Below are 16358 nucleotides of genomic sequence, written 5' to 3' on the forward strand. Positions count from 1 at the left end.
GATGACCTCGGCCATTATCCGCCCGCCACCTTTGTGCGACAGGCGCTAGCGCTCCTCGATCACCGCCACCGAGCCGGGCGCGAGCGTCACGCGGTCGGCATGCTCGATGCCGCTGAGGAGATCCGTGCCTGCGACGCTCGCCCAGCCTTCCTCGCTCGAATGGTTGATGAGAAAGAGGTACGACCCCGACGCGGATGTGCGGCGCACTGCCTCGACACCGGGGGAGACCTCGGCGACGGGCGTGACTCCAGATTCTTCGATGACACGCTCGAGGAGCGCATCGAGGTCTGAATCGTCCAGGTCGGTGGACACGTACCAGGCCCAACCGGCGCCGACCCGGCGCTTGGTGATGGCGGGACGGCCATGCAGATCTCCGCCGTCGTATCGCGCGACCACCTCGGTGTCGCCGTCACCGGAAACGTCGAGCAGCTCGCTCCACCGATGGCCGCTCCAGCCGTTGTCGAGCGCGACGCGCTCGTCCGTCGTGAGCGGGTGGAACTCTTCGCCCCGCACCCCAAGCAGCTCGCGGAATGCACCCGGGTATCCTCCGGCGAGCACGGTGTTGTGCTCGTCGACGATCCCGGAGAACCAGGTCACGATCACTGTGCCGCCGGCGTTCGCATAGTCGGTGATCGCCTTCGCATGCTCCGGCGTGATGAGGAACAGGCCGGGAACGACGACAAGGCGATACCGATGAAGATCCGTCCAGGGGGCCACCACGTCAGTGGTCACCGCGCGGTCGAAGAAGGCGTGATGGTATGCGCGGGCCGCGTCTGCGTACGACGGACGGTTGACGGGCTTCAGTCCGCTCTTGACCGCCCAGCCTGCTTCGTTGTCGTGCAGCAGCGCGACCTGGACGCCCGCCACCTCGCTGCCCGCGACATCCGAGAGCTTGGCGACAGAGTCGCCCAGCGCCACGACGTCCGAGAACATCCTGCTGTTCTCGCCTGCATGCGGCACCATCGCCGAGTGGAACTGCTCCGTGCCGAAGACGGATGCCCGCCACTGGAAGAACATCACGCTGTCCGACCCGCGTGCAACGTGCGACAGTGCGTGCCTGGCGAGCTCGCCGCGCTTCTTGGGTTGATTGATCGGATGCCAGCTGGCAGCCCCGGCAGCGTGCTCCATCAGCATCCATGGCCGGCCGGGCGACATTCCACGCATGCGGTCGGCGCTGAAGGCGAGCTCCTGGTGGCGCAGCGGATCGGGGCCGTAGGTGTAGTGATCGTTGGCGACGATGTCCATCTCGTCGGCCCACCTGCTGTAATCGACCACGTCGGGACCGAGGCCGACCATGAAGTTCGTCGTCACGGGCACGGCGGGCGTGTGGCGCTTGAGCACCGCTCGCTCTGCCCGGTACTGCTCGAGGAGCGCGTCGGAGGAGAACCGTTCGAAATCGAGAAGCTGACCCGGATTGTGCGCCGTCTTGCCCGCCGGAGTCGTGATCTCTTCGAACGACGAGTACGTGTTGCCCCAGAAGGACATGCCCCATGCGGCATTGACGGCGTCGATGGAACCGTAGCGCTCGCGCACCCAGTGCTGGAAGTGGTCCCGCGACACCGGGCAGTGGCAGCGGGCGTTGCCGCCACCGAGCTCATTGCTCACATGCCACATCGCAACGGCCGGATGCCCGCTGACGTGCTCGGCGAGGCGCTCGACCACGCGGAGCGAGTACTCGCGGAACACGGGAGAGGAGGGGCACCAGCCCAGCCGTCCGCCGGGAGCGAGAGGATGCCCGAACTCGTCCTGGGGAAGGATCTCCGGGTGCAGGCGATGCAACCACATGGGCACCGCGGCCGTTGGTGTCGCCAGGTCGACGCGCACGTCGTTCTCGTGCAGCAGGTCCAGCATGGCGTCGAGCCAGCTGAAGTCGAACTGCCCGTCTCGCGGCTCGTAGCGGACCCACGAGAAGACGCCGAGCGTGACGAGGTTCACGCCCGCACGCTTCATGAGTCGCATGTCTTCCGCGACCACCTCCGGAGACCATTGCTCCGGGTTGTAGTCACCTCCGAACGACAGGGCCGAGATGGGCCAGGAGACGAGGTCGTGACGATCAGGCATGCGTCCGCTTCCGTGAAGGGGAGGGGGATCAGGGAGGGCTGGAAGTGGCGCCCCGCTCGACCTTACTTCAGTCACTTACGAAATACGAGCCACCCTGTCAGAGAGTGCGCGAAATCAGTCGAGGGCGAATGACGGCGCGCTGATGCTGCGAGGCGCGAGCTCGCGCTGCAGCACGATCGTGGCCGCCCCTACGGCCGCCGCATCGACGACGTGGTGCGAGAGGTTGACGTCGATGCGATGCAAGCGCCTCGCTCCCCGGTTCGCCGCCAGCTTGTTCTGCACCGACATGAGGTAGATCGGACCCGCGATTGCGAAGGCCGGCCCGGCCAGGGCGATCGAGTCGAGGTCGAGGATGTCGGCCAGCGACAGCACCGCTTCGGAGAGCAGGTCAGCGGATGCTCCGATCAGCTCGTTCGCCAGCGCATCGCCGTGCGCGGCCGCCGTCGCGACGCGGGTGAAGTCCTCGAACGGGTCTCCTTCGTCTCCGAGCGAGATGGCGGTCGAACGCCCGCGCGCGATCGAGTCGCGCGCCGCGATCGAGACGGCGCGAGGCGCAGCCAGCTCCTCGAGGGTCTGCCGTGGCTCGCCCGTGCCTGTCACGAAGCGCATCCTTCCGATCTCGCCCGTGTTCGAACTCGCCCCCCGGTAGACGGAGCCGCCGATGGCGATGCCTGCGCCGATGCCTGCGCCCATGTAGACGGTGCAGTGCGCCGTGGAATCGGAGCGGCGCCCACCCCAGAACTCGCCGACGCTCGCCGCTGTTGCGTCATTGTCGAGCACCGTCGGCAGCCCGATGCCCTGCTCGACCGCGGCCCGGAGCGGATACCCCGACCAGGCGTCCGGCTCGTCGCCCTCGATGCTCCCCCGCTCGAGGTCGAGCGGGCCGGGCGCTGCCACACCGACGCCGACCACTTCGGCGCGGGGAATGGCGAGCGTCTCCAGCAGATCCTCTGCCCGCGCCACGAGTACGGGTACGACGGTCTCCGGGGGGTCATCGCGAAGGCCGGGCGCCCTCACTCTGCCGATGACATCGCCCATCACGTCAGTGACGACGTAGGTGGTCGAGTCGATCCCGAGCTGGATGCCGAGGGCATAGCGGGCGCGAGGATTCAGAGTGATCATGACGCGCGGCTTGCCGCCCGTGTACTCGCGCTGCCCTGACTCGACCACCAGGCCGTCCTGTGTCAGTTGCCGCACCACGGTGGAGATGGTGGCCTGAGTGAATCCGGAGATGGTTGCCAACTGCACGCGGCTGATGGGCCCGCGCGACCGGATCAGATCGAGGACGATGCTGCGGCTCGTCACCCCGCCGAGATCAGGCTTCGGATGCACCACGCGCACATCCCTCCCCTCGCCCGGCGGATCCTGACCGCCGATGGGTCATACTACATTCGTGCAAGGTTCGGAGCCGGGTTCTGTCACGCTCTCGATCGCGGTGCAGCGGCAAGAGGGAAGGCTCGGCGTCGACCCCTTCTACAACGACTTCGTCACCGGGATGGAGGACCGCCTGCGCAGCGCGCGCGGCTCCGCTCTTCTGCGCATGGTCGACGATGTGCACGAGGAGATCGCCGACTACCGCCGCTGGGCTGCTGACCGTCGCATCGACGGGGTGGTCCTCCATGATTTCGTGGCGGACGACTCGAGGGTCGCCATCGTGCGGGAGCTGGGGCTTGCGGCCGTGCTGCTCGGCGGGGATGCCTCATCCGGGCTCCCGACGATCGACGTGGACAACGTGCAAGCGATGAACGACGCCGTCGCCTACCTGGTCGGCCTCGGTCATCGCAGGATCGGACGCGTCGCCGGACCGGAGGAGCTGGTGCACACGAAGGAGCGCACGGTCGCCTTCGTCAGGGCGCTCGATGTGTACGGCGTGCAAGGCGCGACGGCTGATGGGGACTACGGCGAGGGTGGCGGAGCTGCGGCCACCCGCGACCTGCTGACAGCGGCCGAGCCTCCGACGGCCATCATCTACGACAACGCGGAGGCCGCCGTTGCGGGCCTGGAGGCCGCGAAGTCGCTCGGTGTGGCACTGCCTCAGCAGCTGTCGCTGCTGGCCTGGGATGACTCCGCGGACTGTCAGGTCACGCAGCCGCCGCTGTCCGTCATGGATCGGGATGTGCGCTCTCTCGGATACGCCACCGCCTCGGCGCTGCTCGATGTCATCGCGGGCAGGGCGGTCAGCGTGGTGAAGGCATCGGATGCCGTGGTGGTCGAGCGCGGGACTACGGCACCGCCGCCGGCAGGCTGAGTCGCTCGGCACCTCGTGCCGTGCGCATGGCCGACTCTCCGGCCCCCAGAAGGCTCCGCAGCACCAGCACCGCGCCGCCGATGGCGGCCGCATCGCTCATCTGCCTCGACTGCTCTACCCGCACGGGATGCACCGCTCGCATGAACGCGCCCTTGTCCACGGCATCCTGCGCATGGCGCCGGTAGATCGGCCCGACGTCGGTGAACGCGTCGCCCGTGAACACGACCCGGGCGACGTCGAACAGGTTCACGAGGGTCGCCACGCCGACGGCCAGCACCGCCGCAGAGCCTTCGATGAGGGCACGAGCGTCGGGATCTCCCGCCATGGCCGCTCTTCCGATCGCCTTGAAGTCGACCAGGGTTCCCTGGCCGAGACGCAGCCGCGAGCGCAGGCCGGTATTCCTTGCCTTCTCGACGATCACGGTGGGCCCGGCCAGGTTCTCGATGCAGCCGGTGTTGCCGCATGTGCACCGGGGTCCGAAGGCGTCGACAGAGATGTGGCCCAGCTCCACTCCGTTGGATGACGCCCCACGATACGGCTGCCCGTTGAGCACGACGCCCGAGCCGATTCCACCCGACATGTAGACGGTCGCAAAACTCGACCCCGAGCTTCCGAGCCCCTCCTCGCCGACCGCGGCCGCTGTCGCATCGTTCTCGATCAGCACGGGCAGGTCGATCAGATCGGACAGCGACGCCGCCAGCGGATAGCCCAGCCAGTCGATCGAGGGATTCGACGTGAGCAGCACGCCGGCGTCGCGGTCCTGCGGTCCATGCGTCGTGACGCCGACGCCGAGCACCTTCGACCTGGGCACCGCAGCGGACGACAGCAACTCCTCGATGTGGTGCCCAAGGGACGCGACGACGGAATCGGGATGCCGCAGGGCAGCTCCCGGCATCGTGCTGCGCTCCACCACATCTCCCGCGAGGTCGACGATCACAGCTGTCGACGTGAACCGATCGAACTGGATCCCGACCGTGTAACACGCGTCCGGTTCCAGGCGAATCAGGCGACGAGGGCTTCCCGCGCCCGACTGCAACGTCCCCACCTCGCGCACGTATCCGACCGACATGAGGCGTCGCACGGTGTTCGTGATCGTCGCGGCCGTCAGGCCTGTCGCCCCCACCAGCTCGACGCGGCTGACGGTGACGCGGTCCCTGATGGCATCCAGCACCGCGGCCATGGCCGGTACCGCGGGAGGTGAGCCCGGGCTCTTCATACAGCGCTCACAGTCTTCATCGAGTGTCCAGGTGGTTTCGAAAACAATAACTTGACCTACTTTATTTACTGGCATAAGAATAGGCCGCACGGCGTGACCACGCCCGCAACAGTGATGCACCGCCGCACCAGACTGAGCGGTGCCGGAAAGGATCAACGATGTTCCTCAACACAGCACGGCGGAACGTCCGCCGAGCGGCAACGGCGGGCGCGATAGCTCTCGCTGCCGCGGTCGCCCTGAGCGCCTGCACGAGTCCGTCGGGCTCATCGTCGGCATCGGCGGACGCCTCCACCCTGGTCGCCTACACGGGGCAGTCGGGCGACTACCAGATCAACTTCAATCCGTATTCGCCGTCGCAGATCGGCGGCATCGGCACGATCTACGAGGGCCTGTTCTTCATCACGAACGTGAACAACAAGGCGCCCGTGCCGCTCCTGGGCACGAAGTACACCTGGAACACCGACGGAACCCAGCTCGACGTGACTCTGCGGAAGGGCGTCACCTGGTCGGACGGCAAGCCGTTCACTGCCGATGACGTGGTCTTCACCTTCGACATGTTCGGCAAGTACCCGTCGCTCAACACGAGCGGGTTCGACGGGAAGGCCGAGAAGGTCGACGACACCCACGTGAAGTTCACGTGGACGCATCCGGCGTTCGTGTCCGGCCCGAGCGTGCTCGCGCGCACTCCCATCGTTCCCCAGCACATCTGGAGCGGAATCGACCCGACGAAGGATGTCATGTCGAAGCCGGTCGGCACCGGACCGTATGTGCTCGACAACTTCAAAGCGCAGGCCTACACGCTTTCCGCCAATACCAAGTACTGGGGCGGCGCTCCGGCCGTGAAGAAGCTCCGTTATCTTTCGCTCTCCGGCAACACGGCAGGCGCCGACGCGCTCGCCGCGGGCAGCATCGACTGGCAGACCGGGCCCGTCCCGAACATCGCCAAGGTTGCGCAGACGTATCCCGGCTATCAGGCCATCACGGTCGCGCAGAACCAGATGGCGCTCCTGACCTGCTCCAGCGCGGCACTGGGCTGCACCGGTCCTCAGACGGACCCCGCCGTGCGCCACGCGATCTACTACGCCATGAACCGGAAGCAGCTGAACTCGCTGGCCTTCCAGAACACGGCAAGCGACATCTCCCCGACGTTCGCGCTGCTGCCAGGACAGAAGGATCTGATCTCGTCCGACATCGCCGAGCCGGTCACGTCGGATTCGCCTGACACCGCCAAGTCCGACGAGCTCCTCAAGGGAGCCGGCTGGACCAAGGGCTCCGACGGCTACTACCAGAAGGACGGGCAAGACCTCGCGCTCACCGTCGAGGTCGTCACCGGCTGGACCGACTACATCACCGCGATCGACACCCTGTCGCAGCAGCTCAAGAAGGCGGGCATCAAGCTCACGGCCTCGCAGTCGTCATGGAACGAGTGGACGGACAAAAAGACCAAGGGCAACTTCGAGCTCGCGATCGACTCGCTCGGCCAGGGGCCGTCATCCGATCCTTACTACCTCTACAACAACTACTTCACGACCAAGAACACCGCGAAGGTCGGCGCAGCTGCCCCGATGAACATCGCGCGGTTCAGCGACCCCGAGGTCGACAAGGCCATCGACGCCCTGGCCGGAATCAACACGTCGGACAAAGCGGCTCGCCAGGCGCAGTTCGATGTGATCCAGAAGAAGATCACCGACGACATGCCGTACATCCCCATCCTCACCGGCGGCACGACGAGCGAGTTCCACGCGAACAAGTTCACCGGATGGCCGACCAAGAGCGACCTGTACGCCTTCCCGGCCGTGTGGGCCTCGCCTGACAACGCTCAGGTCTACAAGTCGCTGAAGCCGACGGGCAAGTAGGCCGGTCCATGGCCGAGGAGGAGTTCACCGTCGAGAAGGACGGAACGCTATGAGGTATTTCGCTCGAAAGATCGGGTTCTACGTCATCGCACTGTGGGCGGCGTTGACCATCAACTTTCTGATCCCGCGTCTCTTGCCGGGCAACCCCGTCGACATCCTGCTGGCCAAGCTCCAGCAGCGTGGCGGCATCGTCACTCCGGCGACGCGGAAGGCGTATGAACTCCTCCTCGGCGGGGACACCAGCGACCCGCTCATCGTTCAGTACTGGAACTACCTGGTCCACGTGGCCCAGGGCGATCTGGGCGTCTCCGTGAGCTACTTCCCTGCGAAGGTCTCGGACGTCATCGCATCCTCGCTTCCGTGGACGATCACACTGGTCGGCATCGCGACCGTGATCGCCGCGGTGATCGGGGTGGCCCTCGGCGCGTTCGTGGGGTGGAAGCCCGGAACGTGGCTCGACTCGTTCGTTCCGGCCACCACGCTGCTGGCGGCGGTGCCGTACTTCTGGCTTGCGCTGATCCTGGTCTACCTCTTCGCGACGACATGGCACCTCTTCCCCTCGCAGGGCGGATACGACGTCACCCTCGATCCCGGATGGAGCCCCGAGTTCATCGGATCCGCCATCCGCTACGGAACGCTGCCTGCTCTCACCATCGTGATCGCCTCGATCGGCGGCTGGCTCCTCGGGATGCGCAACATGATGGTGTCGACCCTCTCGGAGGACTACATCCTCACTGCAAGGGCGAAGGGACTCACCGAGGGTCGCATCATGCGCAACTACGCCGCACGAAACGCGGTGCTGCCCTCCGTCGCCGGGTTCGCGATCTCGCTCGGCTTCGTGGTCGCCGGGTCGATCGTGACCGAGCAGGTGTTCTCATACCCCGGCATCGGCTCGAAGCTGCTCTCTGCGGTGACGAACAACGACTACGCACTCATGCAGGGCATCTTCCTGTTCATCACCCTCGCCGTTCTCGGCGCCAACCTCATCGTCGACCTCCTCTACGGCCTCATCGACCCGCGCACCAGGGCGCGTGGATGAGCGGCGATAGGAAAGGGCCCCAGAAATGACAAACATCGACACGTTGACAGAACCTGCCGTCGATCAGACCACGGTGGCCATCGCCACCGCCGGCAGACCATCGGAGAAGTCGCCCCGAGAGCGATCGCGCTGGCGCAGCATGCTTCCGAGCATGACGCCGTGGCTGGCGGTCGGTCTGGTGCTGGTCGTGGGCATCATCCTCTTCGGCCTCATCACACCGTTCTTCGCGGGCGATCCGAACGCCATCCGCGATTCGGGACTGATGCCGCCGTCGGCAGCGAACATCCTCGGCACGACTCAGACCGGACAGGATGTCTTCGCGCAGCTGGCGACCGCCACCCGCGGCTCGCTCACCATCGGGTTCCTCGTGGGCATCCTCGCCACGGCGCTTTCGGCGCTCTTCGGCATCCTCGGTTCGTATCTCGGCGGCTTCGCCGACGAGGCGTTCTCCCTCTTCTCCAATGTGTTCCTGGTGATCCCCGGCCTTCCGCTCGTGATCGTGATCTCGGGTTTCGTTCCGCAGCAGTCCCGTGGTCTGTGGACGATCGCGGTGGTGCTCGCGATCACGAGCTGGGCGGCATCCGCTCGGGTGCTTCGAGCTCAGACGCTGTCCCTCCGGAGCAGGGACTACGTCGCGGCGTCGAAGGTGGCCGGTGAGAAGGCGTGGCGGGTCATCACGGTGGAGATCCTTCCCAATCTGCTTCCCGTCTTGGCCTCGCAGTTCGTCTTCGCCGTCATCGCCGCGATTCTCGGGGAGGCCGGGCTCTCGTTCCTCGGGCTCGGGGCATCCAACTCGTCCACGCTCGGCACCATGCTGTTCTACGCACAGAACGGGTTCGCCCTTTCACTGGGTGCGTGGTGGTGGTTCGTTCCGCCAGGCCTGATGATCGCGCTCTTCGGAATGGGACTCTCGCTCATCAACTTCTCGATCGACGAGATCATCAACCCCAAGCTCAAGAACGTGCGGCTGCACCGCAAGCGCGCCAAGGCGGCACGCAAGCTCGATCGTGGAAAGGCTGCAGCATGACCATCGCAGACACGCAGTCACTCGATGCCTCGACCTCCGGTCGGCGCCCTGCAGTCCTGACGGTCGAGGACCTCTCGGTCGTGTACGAGGTGGAGGATCCGGTCACCGCGGTGCGGAACGCCACCTTCACCCTCGCGCCGGGGGAGATCCTCGGCCTCGCCGGGGAATCGGGCTGTGGCAAGACCACGCTGGCCTACGCCATCAACCGGCTGCACCGCCCGCCGGCACGCATCTCCTCGGGGTCTGTCACGTTCCATGATCGGGACGGGTCCGACGTCGACGTGCTGTCGCTCGGCGACGAGGCGATGCGACGCTTCCGCTGGGACAAGCTCTCCATGGTCTTCCAGGGCGCGATGAATGCGTTGAACCCCGTCACGACGATCCGTGCGCAGCTGGATGACACGCTGCGCGCGCACCGTCCGCACATGAAGCGCAAGGAACGGCTCGAGCGGTCGGCCGACGTGCTGCGCCGGGTGGGGGTCGATCCCAACCGGCTCTCGTCCTATCCGCACGAGCTCTCCGGCGGCATGCGGCAGCGGGTCATGATCGCGATGGCGATGCTGCTCGAGCCGCAGCTCATGATCATGGACGAGCCGACGACGGCGCTCGACGTGGTGGTGCAGCGCGACATCCTGCGCGAGATCGTGCGACTCAGGGACGAGCTCTCCTTCGCCGTCATCTTCATCACCCACGACCTTCCGCTGCTGCTGGAGATCAGCGACAGGATCGCGGTCATGCTTCAGGGCGAGATCGTGGAGCTGGCTCCCGCCGCGCAGATCTACGCCGAGGCACGGCATCCCTACACGCAGAAGCTGCTCGGCTCCTTCCCGAGCCTGAGCGGCGAGCGCGGTGCCTTCATCCGCACAGGTATCGACGAGCAAAGGCGCGCGCAATGACGACAGCAAGGATCACCAATCTCACCAAGGACTTCTCGATCAGGAAGGGCCTGCGACGCACTCCGTTCCGCGCCGTCGACCGGGTGAGCTTCGAACTGGTCCCGGGGCGCACGGTGGCACTCGTGGGGGAGTCGGGATCGGGCAAGTCGACCATCGCGCGCATGCTCGCGAGGCTCGAGAAGCCCAGCTCGGGCACCATCGACGTCGAACTCGACGATCGAACGCCCGTGCAAGGATCGCTGTACCGCAGGCACGTGCAGATGGTCTTTCAGGATCCGTTCGCGTCGCTCAATCCGTTCCATTCGATCGAGCATCACATCGCGCGGCCGTTGCTCATCCACGGACGCACGAAGGGCCAGCGGCAGACCCACGAGCGGGTGCTCGGCATGCTGGAGCGCGTCAATCTGTCCCCGGCAGAGACGTTCGCATCGCGCAGACCTCATGAGTTGTCCGGAGGACAGCGTCAGCGCGTCGCCATCGCCAGGGCGCTCGCGCCCGGCGCGCAGGTGCTCATCGCAGACGAGCCGGTGTCGATGCTCGACGTGTCCATCAGGCTGGGCGTGCTCAACCTGATCGGCCGGCTGCAGCGTGAAGACAACCTGGCCGTTCTCTACATCACGCACGACCTTGCGACCGCACGGCACTTCTCAGACGAGATCCTGGTGCTCTACAAGGGCCGAGTGGTCGAGCGCGGGCCGTCTGACGCCGTCATCCTGGATCCCCGCCACGACTACACCCGGCTGCTCGCGGCCGCTGCGCCCGACCCCGAACGACTCGGCAAGGTGGTCTCGGACGAGGCGGTCGTCGATCGTTCCCAGCTGGACAACAGCGTGTGCTTCGACCACTACCTGGGTGACTGGGTGTCCATCGACGACGCCGCGAAGGCGGCGTCCGAGAGCGAGCTCGCCTCGGCCAGGTGACCATCGGGAACGGCCTCTGCACGTCAGTCGCGCGAGCGACGTGCAGGGGCCCTTCCCGTCGCATCCCTCGGGGCGTGCACGCTGAACGCCCGGTCAGTCGAGCGTGAGCGCCAGCACCCTCGCCGCCGGAGCCTGGGCGACGCCGCTCACGGTCAGGACGCCGGTGCTCGGCGTCCACTCGGTCTTCCATGCCCGAAGGGATGCGGGGAACAGGGTCCGGCAGGCAAGGTCCTGCCCCTGGAACTCGGGAAGCGGGATCGAGAGCGATTCGCTCGCGTCCGCGCTTCGTCGCCACAGCGAGAGGTAGAGCTCGCGATCGCCGACCGCGAGACCGCTGCACACCCAGCCATCGTTCCAGCCCGGCAGGCCGAGCGGCCATCTCGGATGCGCGGTGGCCTCGGCCGCGAGCACCTCGCGGTGGGCGGCGATGGCCGCGCGAACGAGGTCGGTCTGGTGTGCAGACATCCTGTTCAGGTAGCCCGAGAGGTACATGCGGCCCAGAATCCCGTTGACGAGTGACAGCGCGAAGAGCTCGTCGTGCATCCGGGGGTTCGGATACGCCCAATGGCCCGCCTGTTCGGGCAGGATGCTGGCCGGCGCGGCCGCGGCGATCGTCGCGTACAGAACCGGATCCTGCTGGTCCGACGTCGACTGCATGTGGAGGCGCGACAGCGTCGCGTAGTCCATGCGCATCGCGCCCGATGCGCAACTCTCGATGATGAGGCTCGGGTGTCGCTCCTGCACGGCGTCGATCCAGTCGATGAGCGCGCGGGCGTGGCCGAGCATCCCGTCGCCGGCCGAGCTCGCGGCACGGTCGGTGCCCGGCCCAGGCATGGTGTTGTAATCCATCTTGAAGAAGCCCACGCCGTAGTCGCCGATGAGCCTGTCCACCATCTCGTCGAGATGCGCCCGTGCGGCCGGATGCCTCAGATCCAGCAGGTGCCTGCCGTGCTCGGCCACACGCACACCCGCGCGCGAGAAGAACGCGTCCTCGGGCAACGTGCGCGCAAGCGGTGAGTTCACGCCGATCACCTCGGGCTCCAACCACAGGCCGGCCGTCATCCCGTGACCACGGATGCGATCGATCACCTCTGCCAGGCCGCCGGGGAATCGCCGCGCCGATGGACGCCACTCGCCGACGTTGTCCCACCAGTGCCCGTCCGCATACCAGCCGGCATCGATGCAGAAGCAGTCCGCTCCGATCCGTGCGGCGACATCGATGAGCGGGAGCAGCTTCTCCGTGGTCGGGTCGCCCATGAGCGTGTTCATGTAGTCGTTGAACACCACCGGCAACGTGCTGTCGATCTCACGAGGAACCCTGATGGCCCTGCGCTGATCCGTCATGGCCGCCAGGGCGCCATCCAGGCCGGAGCCCGGACGGCCCACCGCGACAGACACCGGCACGGACGCGAACGTGGAGTGCGGGGCAAGGCGAGTGGACCACTGGTGCTCCTCGTCGCTGGGGCCGGAGAGCACGAGGTACGCGGATGCCCGCGTCTCGCCCAGCTCGTACAGCCAGGGGCCGTTGTGCTCCACCTGCCATGCGACGGGGGTGGCATCCGCTTCGCCGTCGGTTGCGACGAGCACGCCGGTGGGGAGCGCTTCTCCCGTCGACCATGATCCCCGGTTCTGCACCACGCATCGGCTCCGTGGCGGGTGATGCTGCAGTTCTCTGTCGATGCGTGCCAGGCCCGATTCGCGCAACGGAGCCGTGCGCCAGCGACTCTCGGCAACCCAGTCGCTCCCCGCCGAGACGAGCGACAGACCGTCCACGGTGCGTGACGTCGCTTCGAGCGGCGCGCCCGAGGCGAACGACGACACGAAGGTGATCGTCACCTCGGACCCGCCCGCGTGCACCTCGGTCCACGAGCGGAACGCAGCGACGCCCTCAGTCATGGCGAACACGCTGTCCACGTGAAGACCCGTTGCCGCGTCGGCCTGGTGGATGCGAAGGGTGCGCGCACCCTCCTCGACCGATTCGTGGTGCTCGACGTAACGAAGGCGCTGCCCGATCACGGTGTCGACGTGACGGAACCCGCCGGGAAATCGTCCGTGTCCGTGTGCCGTCAGCTCGACGAGCGGCTGGTGCCGCCAGGGGTCGTACCGCTGGCGGGTCGGAGCGAAGGAGGTGCCTCCGGCTCTCGTGCGGGAGATCCGGACGAGGCTGACGGGTCCATCCGAATCGATGAGGAACGTCAGCTCGAGCTCGTTGCCCCAGCTCAGCTGATGTGATTCCGTGCTCATTCGCCCGCCTACGGATTTCAGGCCGGAGACGGCACGTCTGCCGCCCGCGCCTGTCCGACCAGCTGATTCGCATGACGCAGCACCGTCGGGTCGCACGCGGCAGCAGGATCGATGGGCCGGCCGGACCGAAGCTCGAACTCGGCGCTCTCGCCGGGCAGCAGGGTGACCAATGAGGCATCGACGGACGCCGCGGCATCCGCTCGATCCGCGAGGACCGTGATGTCGCGCACGTACGACCGTGCCGTGACGACGATGCGAGCGCCCTCTTCCGTCGCTGTGGCCTCCACCTCGATCGGATCGGGATCGAGCTGCTGATCGATCGCTTCGGCGAAGTTCCAGAACGCGCGATCCTCGGGCGCTCCGCCGGCCACGGTCGCAACGATCAGTTCCGTGCCTTCGTCCCCGGGAGTGACCGAGTCGACGGCAAGAGGATGCCGCTGCACGGAACGGGCCGCGGCATCCAGGCTCATGCTCGTCGAGTGCAGAACTGCGCCGTCGAACGATCTGCGCTCGACGACCAGCGATCCGGTCCAGGCGTCCGGCGAGTCGTTGATCACGACGAGGTCGAGGCCGTCGGGCGCCGGCTGGATGGTCAGCAGCCGTGGCCGGTAGGCGGCGCGAAGTGCATACCAGAGCGGTTTGCGACGCTCGGCGAAATCCACGGCCGCCCAGGAGATCACCGGCCAGTCGTCGTTCAACTGCCACACGATGGTTCCGGTGTTGTAGGGAGTCAGCGAACGGAAGTACTCGATGCCGAAACGCATCGCGTTCGCCTGGTTCAGCTGCGTTGTGAAGTGCCAGTCCTCGATCGACCGGGGTGCAGGCAGGTGGCCGAGGTAACCGTGTTCGAGCTTGAGGTTGCCCTGTTCCGCCTTCTGGTGAACGAGCATCTGCTCGCCGTGCGGCTCCAGCGGGGCATCGTGCACCGCGTCGGTGAGCGTCGTCCACGCGGGTGGCCCCTGAAAGCCGAACTCGGCGACGAACCGCGGCCGCCACTCGCGGTACGCCGTGTAGTCCTTCTGGTTCCAGACGTCCCAGATGTGCACGGTGCCGTTCTTGTCGTCGTTCGGGCTCAGGTAGTCGTCGAACGAGTAGGGGCTGCCAGGCGTGTACGGCCGCGTGGGGTCGAGCTCGGCGACGATGGACGGGAAGAGCGAGCGGTAATACCCGTTGCCCCAGGTGCGCCCGGCGAGCGTCGAACGCCAACCCCATTCCGCGAACCCGACGATGTTCTCGTTGTTGCCGTTCCAGAGGATGAGCGACGCGTGAGCGGAGAGCCTCGTCACGGCCTCGCGTGCCTCTGCTTCGATCTCGGATGCCAGCCACGGCTCCTCTGCGTATGCCGCGCAGGCGAGAAGGAAGTCCTGCCAGACGAGCACTCCGCGCTCGTCGCAGATCCGGTAGAAGTCCTCGGACTCGTACATTCCGCCGCCCCACACCCGGAGCAGATTCATGTTGGCGTCGACGGCGTCGGCGATGCGCCGCTCCACCCGGGCGCCGGTGACCTCGGTGGCGAACGCGTGGTCGGGGATCCAGTTGGCTCCCCTGATCCAGATCGGCCGGCCGTTGACGCTGATGACGAATCGGTTGCCGTCGGCGTCCGTTGAGGTGTCGAGCGAGACGGTGCGGAAGCCCACGCGGCCCGCCCAGACCGATTCGCCCGCCGTCACGGTGACGTCGTACAAGGGCTGGTGACCGTGGCCGATCGGCCACCAGAGTTCGACATCGGGCACGATGACGCGAAGCGCACCGCTCTCGTGCACGACCGCCTCGGCGTGACCCAGCTCGTGGCCGTCTCGTGCAACGGTCACGGTGACGGTGTTCGCTCGGGCCGGAGATTCGAGTGACACGTGCGCGGTGAGCACTCCGAAGTCGCCGACGACGTCGACCAGCGGGCGCACAGAGGCGATCCGCACATCGCTCCATGCTTCGATGCCGACGGACTTCCAGATGCCGCTGGTGGCGACGTCGATGCCCCAGTCCCAGCCGAAGTTCGAGGCGGTCTTGCGCAGCGAGTTGTACGGATGGTGGTTCACGTGCGGCAGTGCGCCTCCGTGTTGCTCGGCGATGCGCTCCGCAGCGTCGACCGGAGCATCGAACTCGATCGCGACGCGGTTGAGGCCCGGACGCAGCAGATGCCCGATATCGAAGCGGTAGGAGCGGTGCTGATTGGCCGTCGTGCCCACCGGAGACCCGTTGACCGAGAGGGAGGCCAAGGTGTCGAGCCCGGCGGCGACCATGTCGTACCGCGCAGACCCGTCAGGACTCCATTCGAACTCGCGTTCATAGCGCCAGACGGTGCTGCCGATCCACTGCTGCCTGGTCTCGTTGTCGCCGTCGAACGGGTCGTCGATGAGTCCTGCTCGGAGCAGATCCGTGTGAACGCAGCCGGGAACGACTGCGCGGACGGGCCCATGCGGGAAATCCGCCGGGACCGGTCCGCCGGTCGCCGTCAACGTCCACTCTCCGTCGAGTGACAAGTAAGCCATGTGCCCTCCCGGCAGCGGATAGCCGCCCGGCGCCTCCGGGCACGTCCATTTTCGTAAGTCACTTAAGTAATGTCAACCGCACGTGGTCCACGCGCCGCCGCCGACCGTGCGCCCTCCCAGGCCGGCTCGCGTATCCTTGACTCATCATGGACGGCGTATGGACAGGCATCCTCTGGGCGCTCGCGCCGACCGTTCTCGTCGGGCTCGTGTTCTGGGTCGTGATGCGAGCCGTCGTGCACGCGGACCGCAGTGAGCGCAAGGCGTACGCCAAGGTCGAGGCGGAAGAGCGCATGCGGCGCGGCCTCTCGCCCAGGTCCTGACAGACATCCGAGCAAACCTCTCGTTCACCCCTTGTCGCTGGC

Annotated in this window: 12 protein-coding genes; 7 read left to right on the top strand and 5 right to left on the bottom strand. The window is 66.7% G+C overall.

Annotation, left to right across the window (positions count from 1 at the left end):
* Positions 1 to 45: 45 nt before the first annotated feature.
* A complete protein-coding gene (locus VHB92_RS06815) occupies positions 46 to 2061 on the bottom strand; it encodes a beta-galactosidase (RefSeq protein WP_325452717.1) in 2016 nt (671 codons plus the stop codon).
* 114 nt (positions 2062 to 2175) lie between these two features.
* A complete protein-coding gene (locus tag VHB92_RS06820; RefSeq protein ID WP_325452719.1) occupies positions 2176 to 3396 on the bottom strand; it encodes an ROK family transcriptional regulator in 1221 nt (406 codons plus the stop codon).
* Positions 3397 to 3454: 58 nt separating this feature from the next.
* Here VHB92_RS06820 and VHB92_RS06825 point away from each other — a divergent pair, with 58 nt between their 5' ends.
* On the top strand, positions 3455 to 4309 hold the full coding sequence (locus VHB92_RS06825; RefSeq protein WP_325452721.1) for a substrate-binding domain-containing protein: 855 nt from the start codon (positions 3455 to 3457) through the stop codon (positions 4307 to 4309).
* Here the strand turns inward: VHB92_RS06825 and VHB92_RS06830 are convergent.
* Positions 4284 to 5525, bottom strand: coding sequence for an ROK family protein (locus VHB92_RS06830; RefSeq protein ID WP_325452723.1), 1242 nt, complete (start codon positions 5523 to 5525; stop codon positions 4284 to 4286). The genes VHB92_RS06825 and VHB92_RS06830 overlap by 26 nt on opposite strands.
* Positions 5526 to 5683: 158 nt before the next feature.
* On the opposite strand from VHB92_RS06830, the gene VHB92_RS06835 reads away from it, so the two are divergent.
* The 5 genes from VHB92_RS06835 to VHB92_RS06855 are packed head-to-tail and all read left to right on the top strand — an operon-like array spanning position 5684 to position 11263.
* Complete coding sequence (locus VHB92_RS06835) at positions 5684 to 7381, top strand: ABC transporter substrate-binding protein (protein WP_325452725.1); 1698 nt, start codon at positions 5684 to 5686, stop codon at positions 7379 to 7381.
* Between the two features lie 49 nt (positions 7382 to 7430).
* A complete protein-coding gene (locus tag VHB92_RS06840; protein ID WP_325452727.1) occupies positions 7431 to 8420 on the top strand; it encodes an ABC transporter permease in 990 nt (329 codons plus the stop codon).
* A 25-nt stretch (positions 8421 to 8445) separates the two neighbouring features.
* Entirely contained in the window at positions 8446 to 9447 is a 1002-nt protein-coding gene (locus tag VHB92_RS06845; RefSeq protein WP_325452728.1) for an ABC transporter permease, read from the top strand.
* On the top strand, positions 9444 to 10343 hold the full coding sequence (locus tag VHB92_RS06850; protein ID WP_325452729.1) for an ABC transporter ATP-binding protein: 900 nt from the start codon (positions 9444 to 9446) through the stop codon (positions 10341 to 10343). The genes VHB92_RS06845 and VHB92_RS06850 overlap by 4 nt, the downstream gene beginning before the upstream one ends.
* Positions 10340 to 11263 carry an ABC transporter ATP-binding protein gene (locus VHB92_RS06855; RefSeq protein ID WP_325452732.1) on the top strand — a complete coding sequence of 308 codons (924 nt, stop codon included), beginning with the start codon at positions 10340 to 10342 and terminating at the stop codon, positions 11261 to 11263. Before VHB92_RS06850 ends, VHB92_RS06855 begins: the two co-directional genes overlap by 4 nt.
* A 93-nt stretch (positions 11264 to 11356) precedes the next feature.
* On the opposite strand, the gene VHB92_RS06860 is transcribed toward VHB92_RS06855, so the two are convergent.
* Together VHB92_RS06860 and VHB92_RS06865 are read right to left on the bottom strand one after the other, a co-directional pair.
* Complete coding sequence (locus VHB92_RS06860; protein WP_325452735.1) at positions 11357 to 13507, bottom strand: glycoside hydrolase family 36 protein; 2151 nt, start codon at positions 13505 to 13507, stop codon at positions 11357 to 11359.
* A 17-nt stretch (positions 13508 to 13524) separates the two neighbouring features.
* A complete protein-coding gene (locus VHB92_RS06865; RefSeq protein ID WP_325452737.1) occupies positions 13525 to 15996 on the bottom strand; it encodes a glycoside hydrolase family 2 protein in 2472 nt (823 codons plus the stop codon).
* Positions 15997 to 16142: 146 nt separating this feature from the next.
* On the opposite strand from VHB92_RS06865, the gene VHB92_RS06870 reads away from it, so the two are divergent.
* Positions 16143 to 16316: a hypothetical protein gene (locus VHB92_RS06870; RefSeq protein ID WP_325452739.1), complete on the top strand. Its 174-nt coding sequence runs from the start codon at positions 16143 to 16145 to the stop codon at positions 16314 to 16316.
* Positions 16317 to 16358 lie beyond the last annotated feature (42 nt).

Origin of the sequence: Humibacter sp. (assembly GCF_035547335.1) — a bacterium.
In the GTDB taxonomy this organism is placed as follows: Bacteria; Actinomycetota; Actinomycetes; order Actinomycetales; family Microbacteriaceae; genus Humibacter.